General features: G+C 61.2%; 20 protein-coding genes. 1 reads left to right on the top strand and 19 read right to left on the bottom strand.

The genetic code is table 11. From position 1 onward, the window contains the following. Positions 1 to 4: 4 nt before the first annotated feature. The 12 genes from C3F42_RS05085 to C3F42_RS05130 all read right to left on the bottom strand — a co-directional run bounded on the left by C3F42_RS05085 (position 5) and on the right by C3F42_RS05130 (position 7,752). A complete protein-coding gene (locus tag C3F42_RS05085) occupies positions 5 to 439 on the bottom strand; it encodes a hypothetical protein (RefSeq protein ID WP_177410831.1) in 435 nt (144 codons plus the stop codon). Beyond that, a complete protein-coding gene (locus C3F42_RS05090) occupies positions 417 to 788 on the bottom strand; it encodes a head-tail adaptor protein (protein ID WP_158216155.1) in 372 nt (123 codons plus the stop codon). The genes C3F42_RS05085 and C3F42_RS05090 overlap by 23 nt, the downstream gene beginning before the upstream one ends. Then, entirely contained in the window at positions 785 to 1,168 is a 384-nt protein-coding gene (locus C3F42_RS05095) for a head-tail connector protein (protein ID WP_088852979.1), read from the bottom strand. The genes C3F42_RS05090 and C3F42_RS05095 overlap by 4 nt, the downstream gene beginning before the upstream one ends. Positions 1,169 to 1,182: 14 nt before the next feature. Next, positions 1,183 to 2,406 carry a phage major capsid protein gene (locus C3F42_RS05100; RefSeq protein WP_104444108.1) on the bottom strand — a complete coding sequence of 408 codons (1,224 nt, stop codon included), beginning with the start codon at positions 2,404 to 2,406 and terminating at the stop codon, positions 1,183 to 1,185. A gap of 15 nt (positions 2,407 to 2,421) precedes the next feature. Next, positions 2,422 to 3,039, bottom strand: coding sequence for an HK97 family phage prohead protease (locus tag C3F42_RS05105; protein WP_104444109.1), 618 nt, complete (start codon positions 3,037 to 3,039; stop codon positions 2,422 to 2,424). A gap of 3 nt (positions 3,040 to 3,042) precedes the next feature. Continuing rightward, positions 3,043 to 4,269 carry a phage portal protein gene (locus tag C3F42_RS05110; protein ID WP_104444110.1) on the bottom strand — a complete coding sequence of 409 codons (1,227 nt, stop codon included), beginning with the start codon at positions 4,267 to 4,269 and terminating at the stop codon, positions 3,043 to 3,045. Continuing rightward, complete coding sequence (locus tag C3F42_RS29570) at positions 4,266 to 4,409, bottom strand: hypothetical protein (RefSeq protein WP_052896001.1); 144 nt, start codon at positions 4,407 to 4,409, stop codon at positions 4,266 to 4,268. Before C3F42_RS29570 ends, C3F42_RS05110 begins: the two co-directional genes overlap by 4 nt. Positions 4,410 to 4,418: 9 nt before the next feature. Then, positions 4,419 to 6,155 (bottom strand): terminase large subunit, encoded by a 1,737-nt coding sequence (locus C3F42_RS05115; protein WP_104444111.1) that lies wholly within the window; start codon positions 6,153 to 6,155, stop codon positions 4,419 to 4,421. An 8-nt stretch (positions 6,156 to 6,163) separates the two neighbouring features. Beyond that, on the bottom strand, positions 6,164 to 6,640 hold the full coding sequence (locus C3F42_RS05120; protein WP_104444112.1) for a phage terminase small subunit P27 family: 477 nt from the start codon (positions 6,638 to 6,640) through the stop codon (positions 6,164 to 6,166). A gap of 115 nt (positions 6,641 to 6,755) precedes the next feature. Continuing rightward, entirely contained in the window at positions 6,756 to 7,145 is a 390-nt protein-coding gene (locus C3F42_RS29280; RefSeq protein WP_177410822.1) for a hypothetical protein, read from the bottom strand. Further along, positions 7,045 to 7,425, bottom strand: a complete 381-nt coding sequence (locus tag C3F42_RS30165; RefSeq protein WP_104444113.1) for an HNH endonuclease — start codon at positions 7,423 to 7,425, stop codon at positions 7,045 to 7,047. Before C3F42_RS30165 ends, C3F42_RS29280 begins: the two co-directional genes overlap by 101 nt. A 3-nt stretch (positions 7,426 to 7,428) precedes the next feature. Then, positions 7,429 to 7,752 (bottom strand): phage holin, lambda family, encoded by a 324-nt coding sequence (locus C3F42_RS05130; protein ID WP_104444114.1) that lies wholly within the window; start codon positions 7,750 to 7,752, stop codon positions 7,429 to 7,431. Between the two features lie 1,238 nt (positions 7,753 to 8,990). Between C3F42_RS05130 and C3F42_RS05145 the strand changes: the two genes are divergently transcribed. Further along, positions 8,991 to 10,196, top strand: a complete 1,206-nt coding sequence (locus C3F42_RS05145) for a PAS domain-containing sensor histidine kinase (protein ID WP_104444117.1) — start codon at positions 8,991 to 8,993, stop codon at positions 10,194 to 10,196. A gap of 71 nt (positions 10,197 to 10,267) precedes the next feature. On the opposite strand, the gene C3F42_RS05150 is transcribed toward C3F42_RS05145, so the two are convergent. From C3F42_RS05150 to C3F42_RS30170, 7 genes are read right to left on the bottom strand one after another with little or no spacing between them, the layout of a single operon-like run. After that, the gene (locus C3F42_RS05150; protein ID WP_104444118.1) at positions 10,268 to 10,651 is read right to left on the bottom strand and encodes an antiterminator Q family protein; all 384 of its coding nucleotides are present in this window, start codon (positions 10,649 to 10,651) and stop codon (positions 10,268 to 10,270) included. Between the two features lie 3 nt (positions 10,652 to 10,654). Further along, on the bottom strand, positions 10,655 to 10,972 hold the full coding sequence (locus tag C3F42_RS05155) for a hypothetical protein (RefSeq protein ID WP_104444119.1): 318 nt from the start codon (positions 10,970 to 10,972) through the stop codon (positions 10,655 to 10,657). Next, positions 10,969 to 12,270, bottom strand: a complete 1,302-nt coding sequence (locus C3F42_RS05160; RefSeq protein WP_104444120.1) for a site-specific integrase — start codon at positions 12,268 to 12,270, stop codon at positions 10,969 to 10,971. The genes C3F42_RS05155 and C3F42_RS05160 overlap by 4 nt, the downstream gene beginning before the upstream one ends. Then, a complete protein-coding gene (locus C3F42_RS05165) occupies positions 12,267 to 12,563 on the bottom strand; it encodes a DUF1364 domain-containing protein (protein ID WP_104444121.1) in 297 nt (98 codons plus the stop codon). The genes C3F42_RS05160 and C3F42_RS05165 overlap by 4 nt, the downstream gene beginning before the upstream one ends. After that, on the bottom strand, positions 12,545 to 12,757 hold the full coding sequence (locus C3F42_RS05170; protein ID WP_082337785.1) for a hypothetical protein: 213 nt from the start codon (positions 12,755 to 12,757) through the stop codon (positions 12,545 to 12,547). The genes C3F42_RS05165 and C3F42_RS05170 overlap by 19 nt, the downstream gene beginning before the upstream one ends. Beyond that, positions 12,754 to 13,437, bottom strand: coding sequence for a replication protein P (locus C3F42_RS05175; protein WP_104444122.1), 684 nt, complete (start codon positions 13,435 to 13,437; stop codon positions 12,754 to 12,756). The genes C3F42_RS05170 and C3F42_RS05175 overlap by 4 nt, the downstream gene beginning before the upstream one ends. Then, the gene (locus C3F42_RS30170) at positions 13,434 to 13,721 is read right to left on the bottom strand and encodes a DnaT-like ssDNA-binding domain-containing protein (protein WP_371920588.1); all 288 of its coding nucleotides are present in this window, start codon (positions 13,719 to 13,721) and stop codon (positions 13,434 to 13,436) included. The genes C3F42_RS05175 and C3F42_RS30170 overlap by 4 nt, the downstream gene beginning before the upstream one ends. Positions 13,722 to 13,980 lie beyond the last annotated feature (259 nt).

A 13,980-nucleotide genomic window follows, 5' to 3' on the forward strand; every position in this document is an offset into this window, starting at 1 on the left:
GTACTCAGTTAAGCAGCGCGGCGGCAAAGGCCTGCTGCAGGATGCGCCGCACCTCGTCTCGGCTGTCGACAAGGGCGTCGGTCATGTAGTTGTCGCGGGGTTTGATCCGCCACCCGCCCCCACTCTTGCGGCGCACGCCGTAGTGCAGGTAGGCGGGATAGAAGGCCCTCATGCTCGCGGTCTTGCTGGGTGCGACACGCACCAGAAAGCCCGAGCGCGACACCTTGTAGCCGATGGAGTCGGTGGTGGCCCCGCTACGGTTTATGGGGTAGCCGTCCTGGCCACCGCCGAGCGCTAGATTCATCTGTGCCCGGCCTGTGATCAGCTGGCCAACCTTGCGCATGCCGGCGCGGATCTTTCGCTTGTTGAAGGCCTCTTGGTCGAACTTGTCAAAGCCCTCGACATGCAGATAGCCGTCAATCGAAACGGAGTTGGCCACGGCCACCTCCCGCCGGCGCATTCGCCGCCTGCAGCTCCTCGACCTCGATCACCGACCACACCTGCCGCCCGCGCATACCGGTAGCCCGCTTGACGCGGAACACCCGGCCGCCGGCGACCAGTTCATGCCGCGTGTCCAGGTCCCGCACGAATCGACAGTAGATGCGATGCGTAATGGTCGTCCCGGTCTGCACCGACCCGGTGTAGGTGGCCGTGCCTAACGGCTCGATCTTGCACCACCGCTTGGCCACTACCTCGAAATGCGAGTCCAGGCCGGAACCGCTGGGCGTGTCGTTGCGGATGCGCACCACCGCCCGGGTGCGCAGTTCGCCCGCTTCCGGCTCCCTCACAGCGTAAACCAGCGGTAAGGCTGCACCAGGGCGTCATAGGCCAGCGGCAGCGCCTTGGTGCCGTTGCTGGTCGACTCGGTGACCGGCTCGCGGTTGCGATGCCAGTGGGCGACCAACAGCAGCATGGCCAGCGCCACGTCATCCGTTACGGGTAACGCGTTCTCCGGCGCATCGATCGGCAGCAGCCCACGCAGGTAGGCTTCATCGCCGGTCGCGTCTGCCGGCGCGTCGGCCGGCAGCGTGACCCAGTACAACCGCCGGCCGCTGTCCTTCTCGACCTGGCGACGCGCTGCGCGGGCGTAGGCCTGCAGCAGCGTGTCTTCCTCGGTTTCGTCCAGCTCCAGCTTGCAATGGCTCTTGATCTGCTCAAGCGTCAGCATGGGCACCCCTCCCGTCAGGCGGTCTTGCCCACCAGGTGCTTGATGGCGGCCGTGTCCTGCAGCACCAGGCCGAAGCGCACGAACGCCAGGAAGCCGACCTGGCCGTACTCGGCGTAACGCTCCACCAGGCGCTTGAGGGTCAGGCTACGGACCGCGCGCAGCACCAGTTCGTTGAAGTCGCCGGCATACATGAATTTCTTGCCGGCGCCGATATCGGCGATGGCCTGATCGATCACGTACTGATACTTGAGGATGGTGGCCGGACGGTCGCTGTCGATGCCGGGCAGCCACAGCGGGCGATTGTTGGCGTCCACCATTTCTTCCATCGCCTGCAGCGTCTTGTCGTTGAACGCCAAGCGGAACTTGGCGGCCGCACGATACGCCGGGTCAACGGAGTGAATCAGGTTGTTGACCTCCTGCCAGGTGAAGGCGGTGGCCTTGGCGGTCATGGCACCTTGAGGGGTCGAGTATTCCAGGCCCTTCGGTTGCGCCGGCGTGTCGGCGGTTTCACCGGCGCCGGTGCCCTGGACGATCAGGCGGTTACGGGTACGCGACACGCGCTTACCGATACGGCCGGCCAGGTAGCCTTCCATGTCAATGCCCGAGTCCTGCAGCAGCTGTTCAGAGACGCGGATAATCTTCGAGCTGATGGTGTGCGACCCCATGGTGCCCATCCCGAACTCGACGTCCTTTTCGCCTGCTGCCTTGTTCTCGCCGATCAGCTCGCCTTCTTCCTCGCCGCCGTTGCTGGTGGCCCAGGCGATAGGCGCGCCGTTGTCGGTCTGCAGCAGTTGGCACACCGAAGCAATACCGCCGTAGGTCACCAGCGATTCGATCACCTTGGCCTGCAGGGTGGTCGGCACGGTGAAACCGCCCGCCTCGTTCGGATTGGTGCCTTGAGCACGCATTTCCAGAACCACGGAACGCTGCTCGGGGGTCAGATACTCCAGGCCGCGACGTACCCAGTTATCCCAGGCGCTGCGCTGCTCGGCCTCCGCCTCGTTCTTCGGTGCGCCGGCCGGACGCTCACGGTCCAGACCTTCGACAAAGCTCTGATCCTGGGCGCGCAGTTCTTCTTCACGCTCGATCTTCTCGCGCAGCCCCTTGAGGTCGGCTTTCATGCCTTCCCACTTGGCGCGGACTTCGCCGGTCCAACCGTCGTCCGGGGTGGTGTCATGCAGCGAGCGCATTTCGGCCGACAGCTTGTTATAGGCTTCTTTCATTTGTTGCAGGGTCATAGCTCCCCCTTGGGATCACAGTTCAGTTAGGTCAAGCAGGCGCTCGCGGGCCTCGCGCTCAAAATGTGCGCGGGCTTCGTCGCCTTCGGTTTGCGCCTGCTTCCAGGCAGTCAGGGAGCGCTGGGCAGCGCTGGAGTCGGGGTAAGCCGGGAACGCCACCGGCCCTACGTCGCGCAGCTCGGCAATCTTGAAGATCGTGCGCACGATCAGGCCGTCTTTCTCCTCGTGCCAGGTATCGCCGCCCTTGGCCACGCGCATGGCGAAGCTGCTGCCGCTCATGTCGCCACGGCGCAGCGGCTCGACCACCAGGTCGCGGATGGTCTGCGTATTGGGCGTATCGATTTCGTAGGCCAGGCCGCGCTCATCCACGGTCAGGCGCAACGTACCGCTGGCCGTGCGGCCCAGCAGGTAGGTCGGGTTGTGGTTGAACAGCGCTCGGGTGTCCTGGTTCAGCACGTCATCGAACGCGCCCGGGGCGATGATTTCCACGAAGGTGCCGCCCAGCAGGTCGCTACGCTGGTTGAAGACAGCGGCATAGCCGGCGATCTTTGGCGCGCTGCCCTGCTCATCCGACTGGACAGCACGAAGCTCGCAATGCTGCGCCTGCAGCATGCGTTGTTCGAATTCACTCATGGGTTATTCCTGCTTCGTTACGGGTAACGGCTTGCCGTCTGCGCCGAGCAACTGCGTGTTGACGTTGAGCAACATCGAGTCGAGGCCTTCCAGCTGGTTGAGGTCTTCCAGCACGCGCACTTCGTTGCGGCTCATCCAACCGTCTTGAATGGCGATGCGGTAGAACTCGGCGCGCTCTTTTGGGGTGCCGCGCAACAGGCCGGCCAGGTTGAACTTGACGTAGTAGCCGGCCATGCGCTCGGCGCGGGTGAAGACGCGGCGGTTTACTTCTTCCTCCCAGTTCTTCACCCACGGCATGACCGTGTGGCGCACGAACTGGATGGCCTGTTCGCTGATGTTCGAGAACGTGGCCTTTTCCAGGTCGTTGATCATGTGCGCCGGCACGTTGAAGATGCTGGCAATCTCGCTGCGGGTCAGCTTGCGAGTCTCGAGAAATTGCGCATCCTCGGGCGCGATGGTCAGCGCCTTGTAATCGAGGTCGGCGGGCAACAGCAGCGTCTTGTTGTCCGAACGCTTGAGCCGTTCCACGGCGGCGCGCCAGACCGTTTTCAGGCGCTCCCAGCTGGTGTTATCCAGCTTCCCGTCCTTGACGGTGACCAGGCCCGTGGGCCGGCCGCCGCCCTCGAAAAACTCCTTGCCGTAGCGCACAGTGGCCATGCCCAGGCCAATGGTGTCTGCGTTCTGCCGAATGGGGCTGATACCCATGCGCCGGTGCGAGCCGATGGCGCGCAGGTGGATCATGTCCTCGGGCGACACCGCCAGCGGCGCGCCGTCTTCATCCTGGGTCGAGTACACCCAGCGATTGCCGTTCTTTACCAGTTCGGTGTGTTGCGGCTCGTGCATTTCCAGCGACAGCAATTCACCGCGGCGGCTGCGCACCGTGCGGGTGTAGCCGTTGCCCCAGCCGAGCACATGGGCCTGCTTGGTTTCCCGCCAGCGGTAAGAGGTCTGCCAGGTGTTCGGCTCATCGTGAAGCAGGTAATGGGCCGGGTGGTCGGTGGCCACTTCGATCCGCCCGTTGACCTTACGCAACACGCTAAGCGGCAACTGGGCCATGGAGCTGGACAGCACGTAGATGCAGGCATACACCGCCGTCAGACGCATGGCCGAAGCCGGGCTGACGCTGATGCCCTGCCCTTCGAACAGGTATTCGGTCAGCTCCTTGCTGTTCATCGGCGTGCTGGGCACTTCCAAGCTGCTGCGCTGCTCGAACATCGCGCCCAGGATCATCGCCACACCGCCTTGGCGGCGCCGGCCACCAGCAGGCCGCCACCGACCATCAGGGCCACACCCGCCCCAAACTGGACGTAGAGGCCCGCGACGAACAGGCAAAAGCCTGCCGTCCCGATAGATTCAGGAAGCCATTTCATCGTAGGGGCTCACATAGCTAATAGGTCGTCTTCGGTCAGGCTGGCCAACAGCCCTTCCGGCTCAAATTCGCTGACCATGGCGCGGTTCATCGCCATCAGCGCGGCGACAATGCCGTCGATTTTGCGCATGTCGGTCTTGCCTTCGTCGGCCTTCATCGGCGTGATGCATCCCTTGAACGGACGCACCACGACGTTGCCGGCCTGCCAGGCCAACACTGGGTCGCTGGAGTGGCGCACGCGACCGGACAGCAGCGCCGCTTCCAGCTCGCGCATGGGCAGGTTCATGCTGGCCACGCCGCCGCCCATTTCGACTACCTCGGCGCCGTCCTTCTGCAACTGGTGGGCCAGCTGGGTGGCGCGCCATTTGTCGTAGGCCACTTCCTGCACATCGAACATGCCAGCGAATTCGCCCACCATGTCGCGCACCAGGTCGAAGTCCATTTCCTCGCCGTCGCACACCTCCAGCAACCCAGCGTTGGCCCAGGCCTCGTAAGCGGCCTTGTTGGGGCCGCCCCGCTCTATCGCGCCTTCGGGCAAGAACGACTTGCAGAAGATGGTCCAGCGGTTGACCCACTTGCCGCTCCCCGGGACCAGTTCCACCTTGTCCAGGAACACCAGCGACACCGCGCAGATATCCGACTTGCTGGCCAGGTCAATGCCGATCCAGCAGCGCTGGCCCAGGAACTGATCCAGGGTCAGCGTGGGGTCGCCGCACGCCTCCCAGTCGGCCATGTTCAGCCAGGCTTCCTTGGCGCTTACCCAGATGTTGAGGTGCTTGGTCTTGAACGCGTTTTGCCGTGACGGGTAACGCGTCGCGTCGGCCTGGCGCTTCAGCAGGTACTCAGCCCCGACTGAGACGCCGTAGTTGGGGTTGGCCTTGCGCAGGATCGCCGGGTCTTTCCAGTCGTCGTCCTCGTCAATCGTGTAGATGATCCCGAACAACTCGTCGTTCGGCACCGTCCCTTCCAGCTTGTCGATCACCTGGGCGCGCTGCAGGTAGCACGGCCCGGCGATGTTGTAGCCCGCCGTGGTGATGGCGAACATCATCGGCTGATCGCGGGCGCCCATGCTGGTCAGCATGGTTTCGTAGAGCGCGGCCGAGGTGTGTTCGTGGAACTCGTCCACGATGGCACAGCTCGGCGACTGACCGTCGCCGGGGTCGCCGATCAGCGGTTCGAACTTGCTTTCGTCACCGATCACCGACAGGTTCTTCGCCGCGACTTGGATGCCGAAGGCCTCGACCAGCTCGGGCGTGCGCCGCACCATCTGCCGCGCCGGCTTGAACACCTCCCAGGCCTGCCGCTCGGTGGTCGCACCGCAATACACCTCGGCGCCGAACTCCCCATCCATGACCAGCATGTACAGGCCGACACCAGCGGCCAGCACGCTCTTGCCGTTCTTGCGCGGCACCTCGATGTACACCTCGCGGTACCGTCGGCGGCGGGTCTTCTTATCGACCCAACCGAAGATGCTGCAGAAGATGAACAGCTGCCACGGCTCAAGCTTGATCAGCTCGCGCAGCGCCGCCCATTTGCCCTTGGCATGCGGCAGCAGCTGGATGAACACCGCCACCTGCTCGGCGGTATCGCGGTCGAAGGTCCAGCGAAAATTGCGCTTCTTCGACTTGGCCAGGTCATCCAGATGGAGCTGACAGGCCCGACGCACGTACTTGCATGCTGCGATCTTGCCGGCCACTACGTCGCGGGCGTACTTGTTCGCCGCGTTTACGTTCGGGTAGCTGGCCATGTCCTAACTCACTTAGAGGCCCGCCCTCCTTTGAGCACGATGAACGGGTTTTCTGGTTTCTCCGGCCCGCCACTGCCCATCAGGCGCGCACGGCTGGCCGGGTCCAGCCCGAGGGCTGCCCCGAAGCTGGCCAGCTGACGCAGCGCCTCATTGATCACGGTGCAGGCGGGGTTCTTCTTGAGCACGCCTTTGGCGTCCACGACGGTGATGCCCTTGCTGGCCACTTCTTCCTCAGCAAACCGCCACCGCTCGTAAGCGGCGCAAAAGACCGCCAGGTTGTGCGTGTCGGTGCGGGTCATGATCCCGGTCTGGGTCAACCACGGCGCAATGGCGCCCCACATTTCAACGGCCCATTCCCCCAGCCACTCCGGGGCGTCCGGGGTTTCCGCCAGGGGCGCCGGCGCGGGGCCGTCCTTCTTGAGTTTTCGCTTGCCGGGGTTGCCCTGCAGCAGCTTGAGGGCGGTAGGTTTCGCGGGTCGCCCCATCGTTCAGGCCTCCCGATTTTCTGGAATGCGATTTTTTTTAATTTCGCGGGTGTGTAAAAAAGGCTGGGCGATCGGTGGAGAGAGACGAAAGCTGTAGGGATTTTGCCCCGCCCCCTCATTTGGCCGATTTTTGACCACTTTTCGCTAATTTTGCCCGCAGACTCTCGCCATCGATTAAGGCAGTCAGATGTATAAACGGACGCTTTGGCACTCCGTCAGCGGCATGCATGTATGCGTCAATTGCTGCCACTAACTCATGTTGAACACGCGAAATCAGCTCTGGAATTCCAAGCTTATGAATGTTTTTCCAGCAGTACAGCGCTCGATCCAGGTGCCAGTCACCATGGCAGATCAGCTCGGTACTTCGGCTGCGCTTGATCGCTCTTTCGCGCAAACGCATTGCCTCACGCGCCAGGCGGACGGCCTGACCGAGCCCGTGCCGACTCTGCCGCCGTTTTGAACTTGTGGCAGTTTTCATTGATGGCAAACAGGTTGGATGGGTCATTCGTTCCCCCTTCGAACTTCGGTATGCGATGGTCAACCTCTGTTGCCGGCAGTCGCCGACCATTGCAGTCATGGCACTGGCACAGATAGCGATCTCGTTTGAGTACTGCCTTGGCAAGCTTGCGCCATGCCCAGTCATAGCCACGCTGCTCAGCAGTGCCACGGCTTGGGTTGCTCCAACCACTTGCAAGCGAGCCATGCGCGGTGCAGTAACCGTGGCTATCGCCGGTTTTGCCGGGACACATAGGAACACGACACGGGCGCTTGGCCTTGGGCGGCATAGATCAGCCCTCCACCTTCTTGCCCATGAAGCGGTCGGAGTACTCACGCAGCTTATCCACCCCCATGAAACCAACCATGCAACCGGCGAAGACCGAAAGGTTGGCAGGTAGAGCGAAGTACTCCAGCACTGGCAACAGGCTTACTGCTATAAGGCCGCAGATGGCGCCTTCGAGCAGAACTTTTCGGCCTCGGCCACCTCCATAAATGACTCGAAACATGGCCACTGCGGCGGCAATGCCGCCAGTGGAAAGCTGGGGTTGGTGCGCTATCAGCCAAGCTAGCGTTGCGGCCCAAAGGCCGGGATCTTTCTCAGGCATATGGGCCATCTCAGTTCCTCCCGCTATCGGGAGCGCAAATGAAAAAGGCCCGCCGGAGTGGCGAGCCTTTCGAAGTAAGTCGGAAGCGGGAGCTTACCGCATGATCGTCGGACGCTGGGTCAGCCACTGCGTGGAAGCGTCATTCGCAGAATGGAAACACCAACTCCTTGGCTGGGAACTGTCAGTGTCACGTTGCGTTGCCAGCCGGACACGCTGCTATGAAAACAGAGCGATTCCATATGGACAACCTTTGTTTTCGCGGCGAGGAATAAGGAATAGCGGCCAGGAGGTCCCGGGCTAGCCAAATGAAAGAGCCCAGCGGAAGCTGGGCTTTGGCCTAAGCAACGGGCGTTACTCATGTGGCATATCCGCCTCTTCTGGATTTACACGCTGCGTTTCGACCTCCTCATGATCCTCTTCCTCATCGATGAGTGGGTCGTCATCCACCGAGTCTGGCTCGGTAGCGATATTTGGATTCCTTCCGCCCGGTTCTCTTGGATCACTGCTCATAGCGGCATACCTCAAGTGGATTATCAGATGTCACACCTAATTTGATGACTACCGACACCAACCTGTTCGTTCTTATTTCAAGCCACCGGTCGCTTTGTTACAGGGCACCGCTCTCGCCCTACCGACTGTCTAAAACCTGGAACACTGGAGATAAACAACCACTCAAGGCTCAGCAATCAGCGAAACTGAGCATATCGCGTACAATGCAAAGCCCAGCGCATGGCTGGGCTTCTCTCTTTGGTAATCACCAGAAATAGGCGAATTCATAAACAAGCTCTTCAAATAGCCTTATGGAACAAATTCACAATTACTCCAGTGGGCGCTCGTTAAAGCTATAGCGCTCGGCATTGGATGCCCGCGATGGGTCCGGCGGACCTTGCTTCTGCCCGCCTCGAAATGGTCGCTTATCAATGTACTCATTGCGGCCGTCGGGACGAGCTGTTTTGGCATCCTCTTCTCGACCGTTTTGCAAGTCACCCTGCCCGTGTCTCCTGCCACCCTGGCCATTATTCCCTTCTCTGGTCATACACACCTCTCAATGCTCAGAAGTCCTGAGCTATATTGAGTATGCGCTTATTAAGACCAAGAAATTATTTATCGGACCACCGGCAAAAATAGAAAACACCAATTAACGAGCGTAGCAAAATATTCCTCTAAAGCGTTTCACGTCGAGGCGCAGGCTATAATTTCTTGTTGAAAGTCATCAGGATAATGTCCCACACAGGGTGATTGCCGCCATGGCAGAAGAGAGCGATTCGATACCCAGCAGCGATATTCTCTTCGACGATGCCGCCTGTGGATTGTTGCTGACGGCGGAAGGCGGCGCTATCAAGAGGGTCAATCTGACCTTTTGCCGCTGGATCGGGTACTCCAAACAGGAGCTTTTGAATCGTCAAATTCAGACCTTGATGAGCGATGAGGCGCGCGCCTTCCACCAGACCCATTGGCTCCCACTCATGCATGTACAGGGAGCAATTTCAGATGTGAAGTTCGACCTCGTTCACCGAGATGGCCACCTCATTTCAATGATGCTCAACGGCATCAGGTGCGAGCATGCAAGCGGTATTTTTCACGAGCTAACGCTTTTCAAGACGCGAGACCGCAACCGATATGAACGAGAGCTGCTCAATGCTCGCATGCTCGCAGAGCGGCACCTGGCAAACCACCTGAAATCCCAGCGAGCCCTGGACGTGGCCCAGGGCAAGTTGCGGCTGACCTATGCGGCAGCGGAAGACAGGGCCCTATTTGCGGAACAGATGATAGGCATCGTTAGCCATGACCTACGAAACCCATTGGCCGCAATCAAAATGGCTGCCAACCTACTGGCACGCAAGCACCTAGATTCCAAGACGTTGCAGACCGTAGGCCACATCACGCATTCGGTAGGCCGGGCACAGCGTCTGGTGGCGGACCTGCTCGACTTTACGTTGGTACAGGTTGGACGTGGCATCGCGGTGACAAGGGAGCCCGTCGATCTGCACATGCTGGTGGAGGAGTGCCTGGAAGAACTACGGTTAGTTTTCCCAGGCCACGAACTCATCCACCAGATCGCTGGGCAAGGAGAGTTCAGCGCGGACAGCGACCGGCTCTATCAGCTTCTTGGGAATTTGATTGCCAACGCTATCGCCTACGGCGCACCCAACGGCAGCGCGACCGTAGAATCCCGCATTTCTGATGAGGAGGTAATTCTCGCCGTCCACAACCTAGGCACGCCGATCCCTGAAGAGCTGATCAAGGATCTGTTCGAACCCATGATACGTGGAAGCCATGACAATGCAGGCCTCCGAAGCATCGGGCTGGGTCTTTTCATCGTGCGCGAAATAGTGAGAGCTCATTCCGGGGAAGTGATCGTGACCTCCTCCGCAGAGAAAGGCACGACGTTCACTGCGTCATTCCCCACACTGACGACTCTGGACCACTCAGCAGAACCACCTAATGACTAGGTCTGAGTACCGGCCCAAAAAGGCAGAAGGCTCCGTATTCCGCAGTAGACTTTCCCTCCCACAGAACGTAGTCATGCTGCTTCCCGACTAGCTTCCAGCACACAATCGATCCAGGCTACACCCGCCTTGATGAGTTCGCGAGCCTTCATCTCGCTGCAACCATAATGCCGCCCCACTCGTATGGCAGGCCACTTGGCACCATAGTAAAGCCAGACCATATCCCCCATCTGCTGATCACGCCGGCACAAGCGAGCCACGGCTCCGTCGACCGTCATAGCCAGTTCATCAGTAATCGAAAATGTCTTGGAAGCCGACGGCAAATGATCGCGCATCAGGGCAAAAGCTGGCGACGTGTAGCCGGGTATTCCCATGCCTTCCATCCGCCACCAACCCCATTGTTCAAGCATGTATTCAGTGTCCCCCAATGGGCGATGCAACGGTTTCCTAATGTTCATCCTTCAGTCCCCAGTGTAATTGGTGCCACCAGCGCCGAGCCGGTTGCTTTCCTGATACCCGGCCGCTGGCCCCGTGGCCCGCGCCATCCTCAACTGCTCGATCTGCCGTGTCGCCGCTTGCAGCCTCATGCTGAGCTGGGTCACCAGGTCATTCAGGGCCAAGGCCTCGCCGGTTGAAGCCGCCACCCAGCCCGAGGCGTTGCAGCGTTCGCATGACAGCTCGTAAAACACCCCCTTGATAAGCCCTCTCCCACGGCATTCAGGGCATTGAGCCAGCTCAATCACCGGCTTCTTCAGGGCCGGTCCGTGGCTCTTTTTCATGCTTTCGAATCCTCACTAGTAACAAATTCGGTAAGGTTGCTCGAAGCCGCGCCATTAGCGGGCTGCGCGCCGTTATGAGAAATCTCGGATAAGGCCTCTGTAAGGCCGTGAATGGCACCGAAGCCAATGCCGTCTAACCAGGCGTGCCACTTCTCCAGGGCTGCCCGGCGCTGCTGCATAGCCTGGGTGTGGATGTAGGTGCTGGCGATCTTTCCCAGCGAGTGATTCAGCAGCATCTCGCCAATGTGGCCGTCAATGCCGAGGTCGGTCCAAGTGCTGCGGGACACCTTGCGCAGGTCATGACTGGTCCACGCGCCCCGCCCCAGCCGGGTGAAGACAGCACTGGCCTGCGTCTCGCTGAGCGGCAGCCCGCGTCGACTCGGGAACAGGTAGGCGCCCTGGTAACCTTGAGCCTGCTGAATCGCCCAGTATCGGGTTAGCAGTGCTTGCAGCTGGGCGGTCAGAGGCAAGCGGTGCTCGGTGCGGGTCTTGGTGTTCGCCGCTGGGATAAACCACTCGGCCGCCGCTAACGAGACATCAGCCCAGCGCGCCACACGGGTCTCGCCGATTCGGGTGCCATGGGCCAACATCATCAGGGCCAGCATGGCGTCACCAGGGGTCGCGTCGAAGGCCTGGGCCAGTTGCTGCATCAGCTCGGGCAGTTGCACGTCACGCAGGCGCGCCGCCTTCGGCAGAATCTTGGCCTTGGTGAAGTCATTGAAGCGCATCCCGGCCATGGGGTTCCCATCGATCAGGCCCAGCTTCAAGGCCTGGCGGAAGGCGGTCAGCAACAGGGCGAACATCTGCCGCAGGTACGAGAGCGACACATCGGCCTGAGCCGGCCACATCAGTCGTTTGTCGAGAGAGTCGGCACTCACGTCCGTAAGGGCGAGATCCGCCAGTCGCGGTTTCAGGTGCTGAGCGATGGCAGACCGCGCGCCTGCCTTGCGCTTCGCCGACAACGAGCGATCGCGGGCCATCCGGTCGCCGTACCAATCCAGGAGCTGGCCCACGGTACCCATGCCGGACGCCACGGGCGCGGTGGCCGGATCTCGCAGCAGGCGCCGACGCAGCGCGGGCAGTTCGGCAATCACCGCTGCAACGCCCAAGTCGGGCCAACGTGCGACCGGCACCCACCTCTTGCCGCGCACCAGGTGCCAGGTGCCACGCTCGCGAGTGATCCAGAACCGCAGGTACAGGCCAGGGTGACGAGGGTCGCGCAGGTCGCGTACGGCCTTGTCGGCAGCCTGCCGGCGGACTTCGACCTCGCTGAACTTCACTTCCCGGGTCGCACTCATGCGATCAGCACCCCTTCGTTGATCAAAGAGGCCTGGGTACGCATCACGCCCTCAGCGTGGTACCGCCGCGCTGCGTCGCGGTCGACATTGCGGCTACGGCCATCACAGGCGTCATGGCAGGCGCTGCAGGCCCAAGCGCCCTGCATGTCGTGTGGTTTCATGCCGACACCGCAAGTGCCTGCCATGCGGTAATGCGCAAGCACGGTGGTTTCTGGATTGCCGTTACACACCCCGGGAATGCGTACTTGGCACTCCCGGCCGCGTGCGGCCTTGGTCAGCTTCGATTGCCGCATGGGCTGTCTTCTCCATGAAGGTCAATGACGGTGTAAGCGCTCGGCCACATGAGTTGGCCATGCGCGACGGCCGAGGCTTCGTCGCGATAGAGCGCAATGGGTGGATGCGAGGTACTGGAGAGCCCGAACAGGTCGGAGCGGCAGTACAGCGCGTATCGGTATTCGGTGAGGTCAGGTGCGGGAAGCTCGATCATCGGCCGAGCATCCTGGATCGGATCGCCGCCAGGGCTTCATTCCCCACTTTTGGCGTGCGCTGGCCTGGCACCTCCGCAGGGAGAGCCAGCGGCATCCTCTGCAACGGCTCACCTGCGACCAGGCGCCGAACGGCAATCGTGTAGTTGCGCTCGAACAGCTTGGCGCTCACATCGGTAGCCAGCTTGTTCAGGTTCTCGAAACCACTTTCCTTGGCGGCATGCCAGACCGCGTCATGGGTCCATTTGCCCTTCCCTGCCATGGCGGGATGCGCGTTACGGCAAGCTTCACGGAAGGCAGCAGCCAGCGGGGGAAGGCCCAGCATTTCCGGCGAAGGCTGGCACCACTCGATGAACTTCCCGGGCGCCGGGATGAACTCGCGGCCGGATTGCCGGCAGCGCATCAAACCGAACTGCAGTTGCTCCGGGGTGTTGATGCCAGCCTCGAGAAACGCAGTCAGCCATTGCTGCTTGGCGGCCTTGTACGTTGCTTCGTCCGGCCACGCTCGCTGCCAGGCGCTGCAGATCGTGCGCAGATCACGGAACAGATCGTTGATCACTGCCGCAGTTTTGCGATTGAGCTCGGCCTTCACATCGGCGGGCAGCGAGTAATCCGAGGGCACGTATTGGCCAGCCTGGACCTTTGCCCACAAGCCATGGGCCACGGTTGCAACCTGATTCATTGGCCGCCCCCTTCCCCGATCCACGATGTGTCATCGTCATCGAAGCTGGAGCGCTGCGATCCGCCGGTGCGAGCAACGGGCGAGCGCGCAGCACGGGCGAGATCGGACTTCACCCAACTGACCAGGGCGGCCAGCCACTGCTTTTCGGTTTGGGCCAGGCCCTTGGCATCGTGGTGGAGCACAAAGCCGGAAATGGCAACCGCGTTGAATTGATCCAGGGTCAAGCCTGCACGACGGGCATAGGCTTTCAGCAGTTCCGGATTCGGTTCCCAGTCAAGGGACATTGCGAACGGCTCGCGCTGAGAGAGAGTAGATTGGTTCAATGACGGATTGGGTGCAGCTCCTGCACCCCGTTCGGTCGTGAGCTGCACCCCGTTCTGCTGTGAGCTGCACCCCGTGCCTTGAGCTGCACCCCGTTCGGAACGAGGTGCACTAGTTTCACCCCGTTTGATTTGAAGGTCGTACACAACCGGACGACGGTCACGTCGGTCAATGTGGGCGGCCGCAATGGCTTGGTTGCCTTCCACTATCAGGCCTGCTTTT

The organism is Pseudomonas sp. PONIH3 (genome assembly GCF_002934345.1).
GTDB classification, from domain to species: Bacteria; Pseudomonadota; Gammaproteobacteria; order Pseudomonadales; family Pseudomonadaceae; genus Aquipseudomonas; species Aquipseudomonas soli.

Coding starts and splice junctions, on each gene's coding strand:
- C3F42_RS05095 (WP_088852979.1), bottom strand. CDS start 1,168: ATGCTGACGCTTGAGCAGATCAAGAGCCATTGCAAGCTGGAGCTGGAC.
- C3F42_RS05100 (WP_104444108.1), bottom strand. CDS start 2,406: ATGACCCTGCAACAAATGAAAGAAGCCTATAACAAGCTGTCGGCCGAA.
- C3F42_RS05105 (WP_104444109.1), bottom strand. CDS start 3,039: ATGAGTGAATTCGAACAACGCATGCTGCAGGCGCAGCATTGCGAGCTT.
- C3F42_RS05110 (WP_104444110.1), bottom strand. CDS start 4,269: ATGATCCTGGGCGCGATGTTCGAGCAGCGCAGCAGCTTGGAAGTGCCC.
- C3F42_RS29570 (WP_052896001.1), bottom strand. CDS start 4,409: ATGAAATGGCTTCCTGAATCTATCGGGACGGCAGGCTTTTGCCTGTTC.
- C3F42_RS05115 (WP_104444111.1), bottom strand. CDS start 6,155: ATGGCCAGCTACCCGAACGTAAACGCGGCGAACAAGTACGCCCGCGAC.
- C3F42_RS05120 (WP_104444112.1), bottom strand. CDS start 6,640: ATGGGGCGACCCGCGAAACCTACCGCCCTCAAGCTGCTGCAGGGCAAC.
- C3F42_RS29280 (WP_177410822.1), bottom strand. CDS start 7,145: ATGACCCATCCAACCTGTTTGCCATCAATGAAAACTGCCACAAGTTCA.
- C3F42_RS30165 (WP_104444113.1), bottom strand. CDS start 7,425: ATGCCGCCCAAGGCCAAGCGCCCGTGTCGTGTTCCTATGTGTCCCGGC.
- C3F42_RS05130 (WP_104444114.1), bottom strand. CDS start 7,752: ATGGCCCATATGCCTGAGAAAGATCCCGGCCTTTGGGCCGCAACGCTA.
- C3F42_RS05145 (WP_104444117.1), top strand. CDS start 8,991: ATGGCAGAAGAGAGCGATTCGATACCCAGCAGCGATATTCTCTTCGAC.
- C3F42_RS05150 (WP_104444118.1), bottom strand. CDS start 10,651: ATGAACATTAGGAAACCGTTGCATCGCCCATTGGGGGACACTGAATAC.
- C3F42_RS05155 (WP_104444119.1), bottom strand. CDS start 10,972: ATGAAAAAGAGCCACGGACCGGCCCTGAAGAAGCCGGTGATTGAGCTG.
- C3F42_RS05160 (WP_104444120.1), bottom strand. CDS start 12,270: ATGAGTGCGACCCGGGAAGTGAAGTTCAGCGAGGTCGAAGTCCGCCGG.
- C3F42_RS05165 (WP_104444121.1), bottom strand. CDS start 12,563: ATGCGGCAATCGAAGCTGACCAAGGCCGCACGCGGCCGGGAGTGCCAA.
- C3F42_RS05170 (WP_082337785.1), bottom strand. CDS start 12,757: ATGATCGAGCTTCCCGCACCTGACCTCACCGAATACCGATACGCGCTG.
- C3F42_RS05175 (WP_104444122.1), bottom strand. CDS start 13,437: ATGAATCAGGTTGCAACCGTGGCCCATGGCTTGTGGGCAAAGGTCCAG.
- C3F42_RS30170 (WP_371920588.1), bottom strand. CDS start 13,721: ATGTCCCTTGACTGGGAACCGAATCCGGAACTGCTGAAAGCCTATGCC.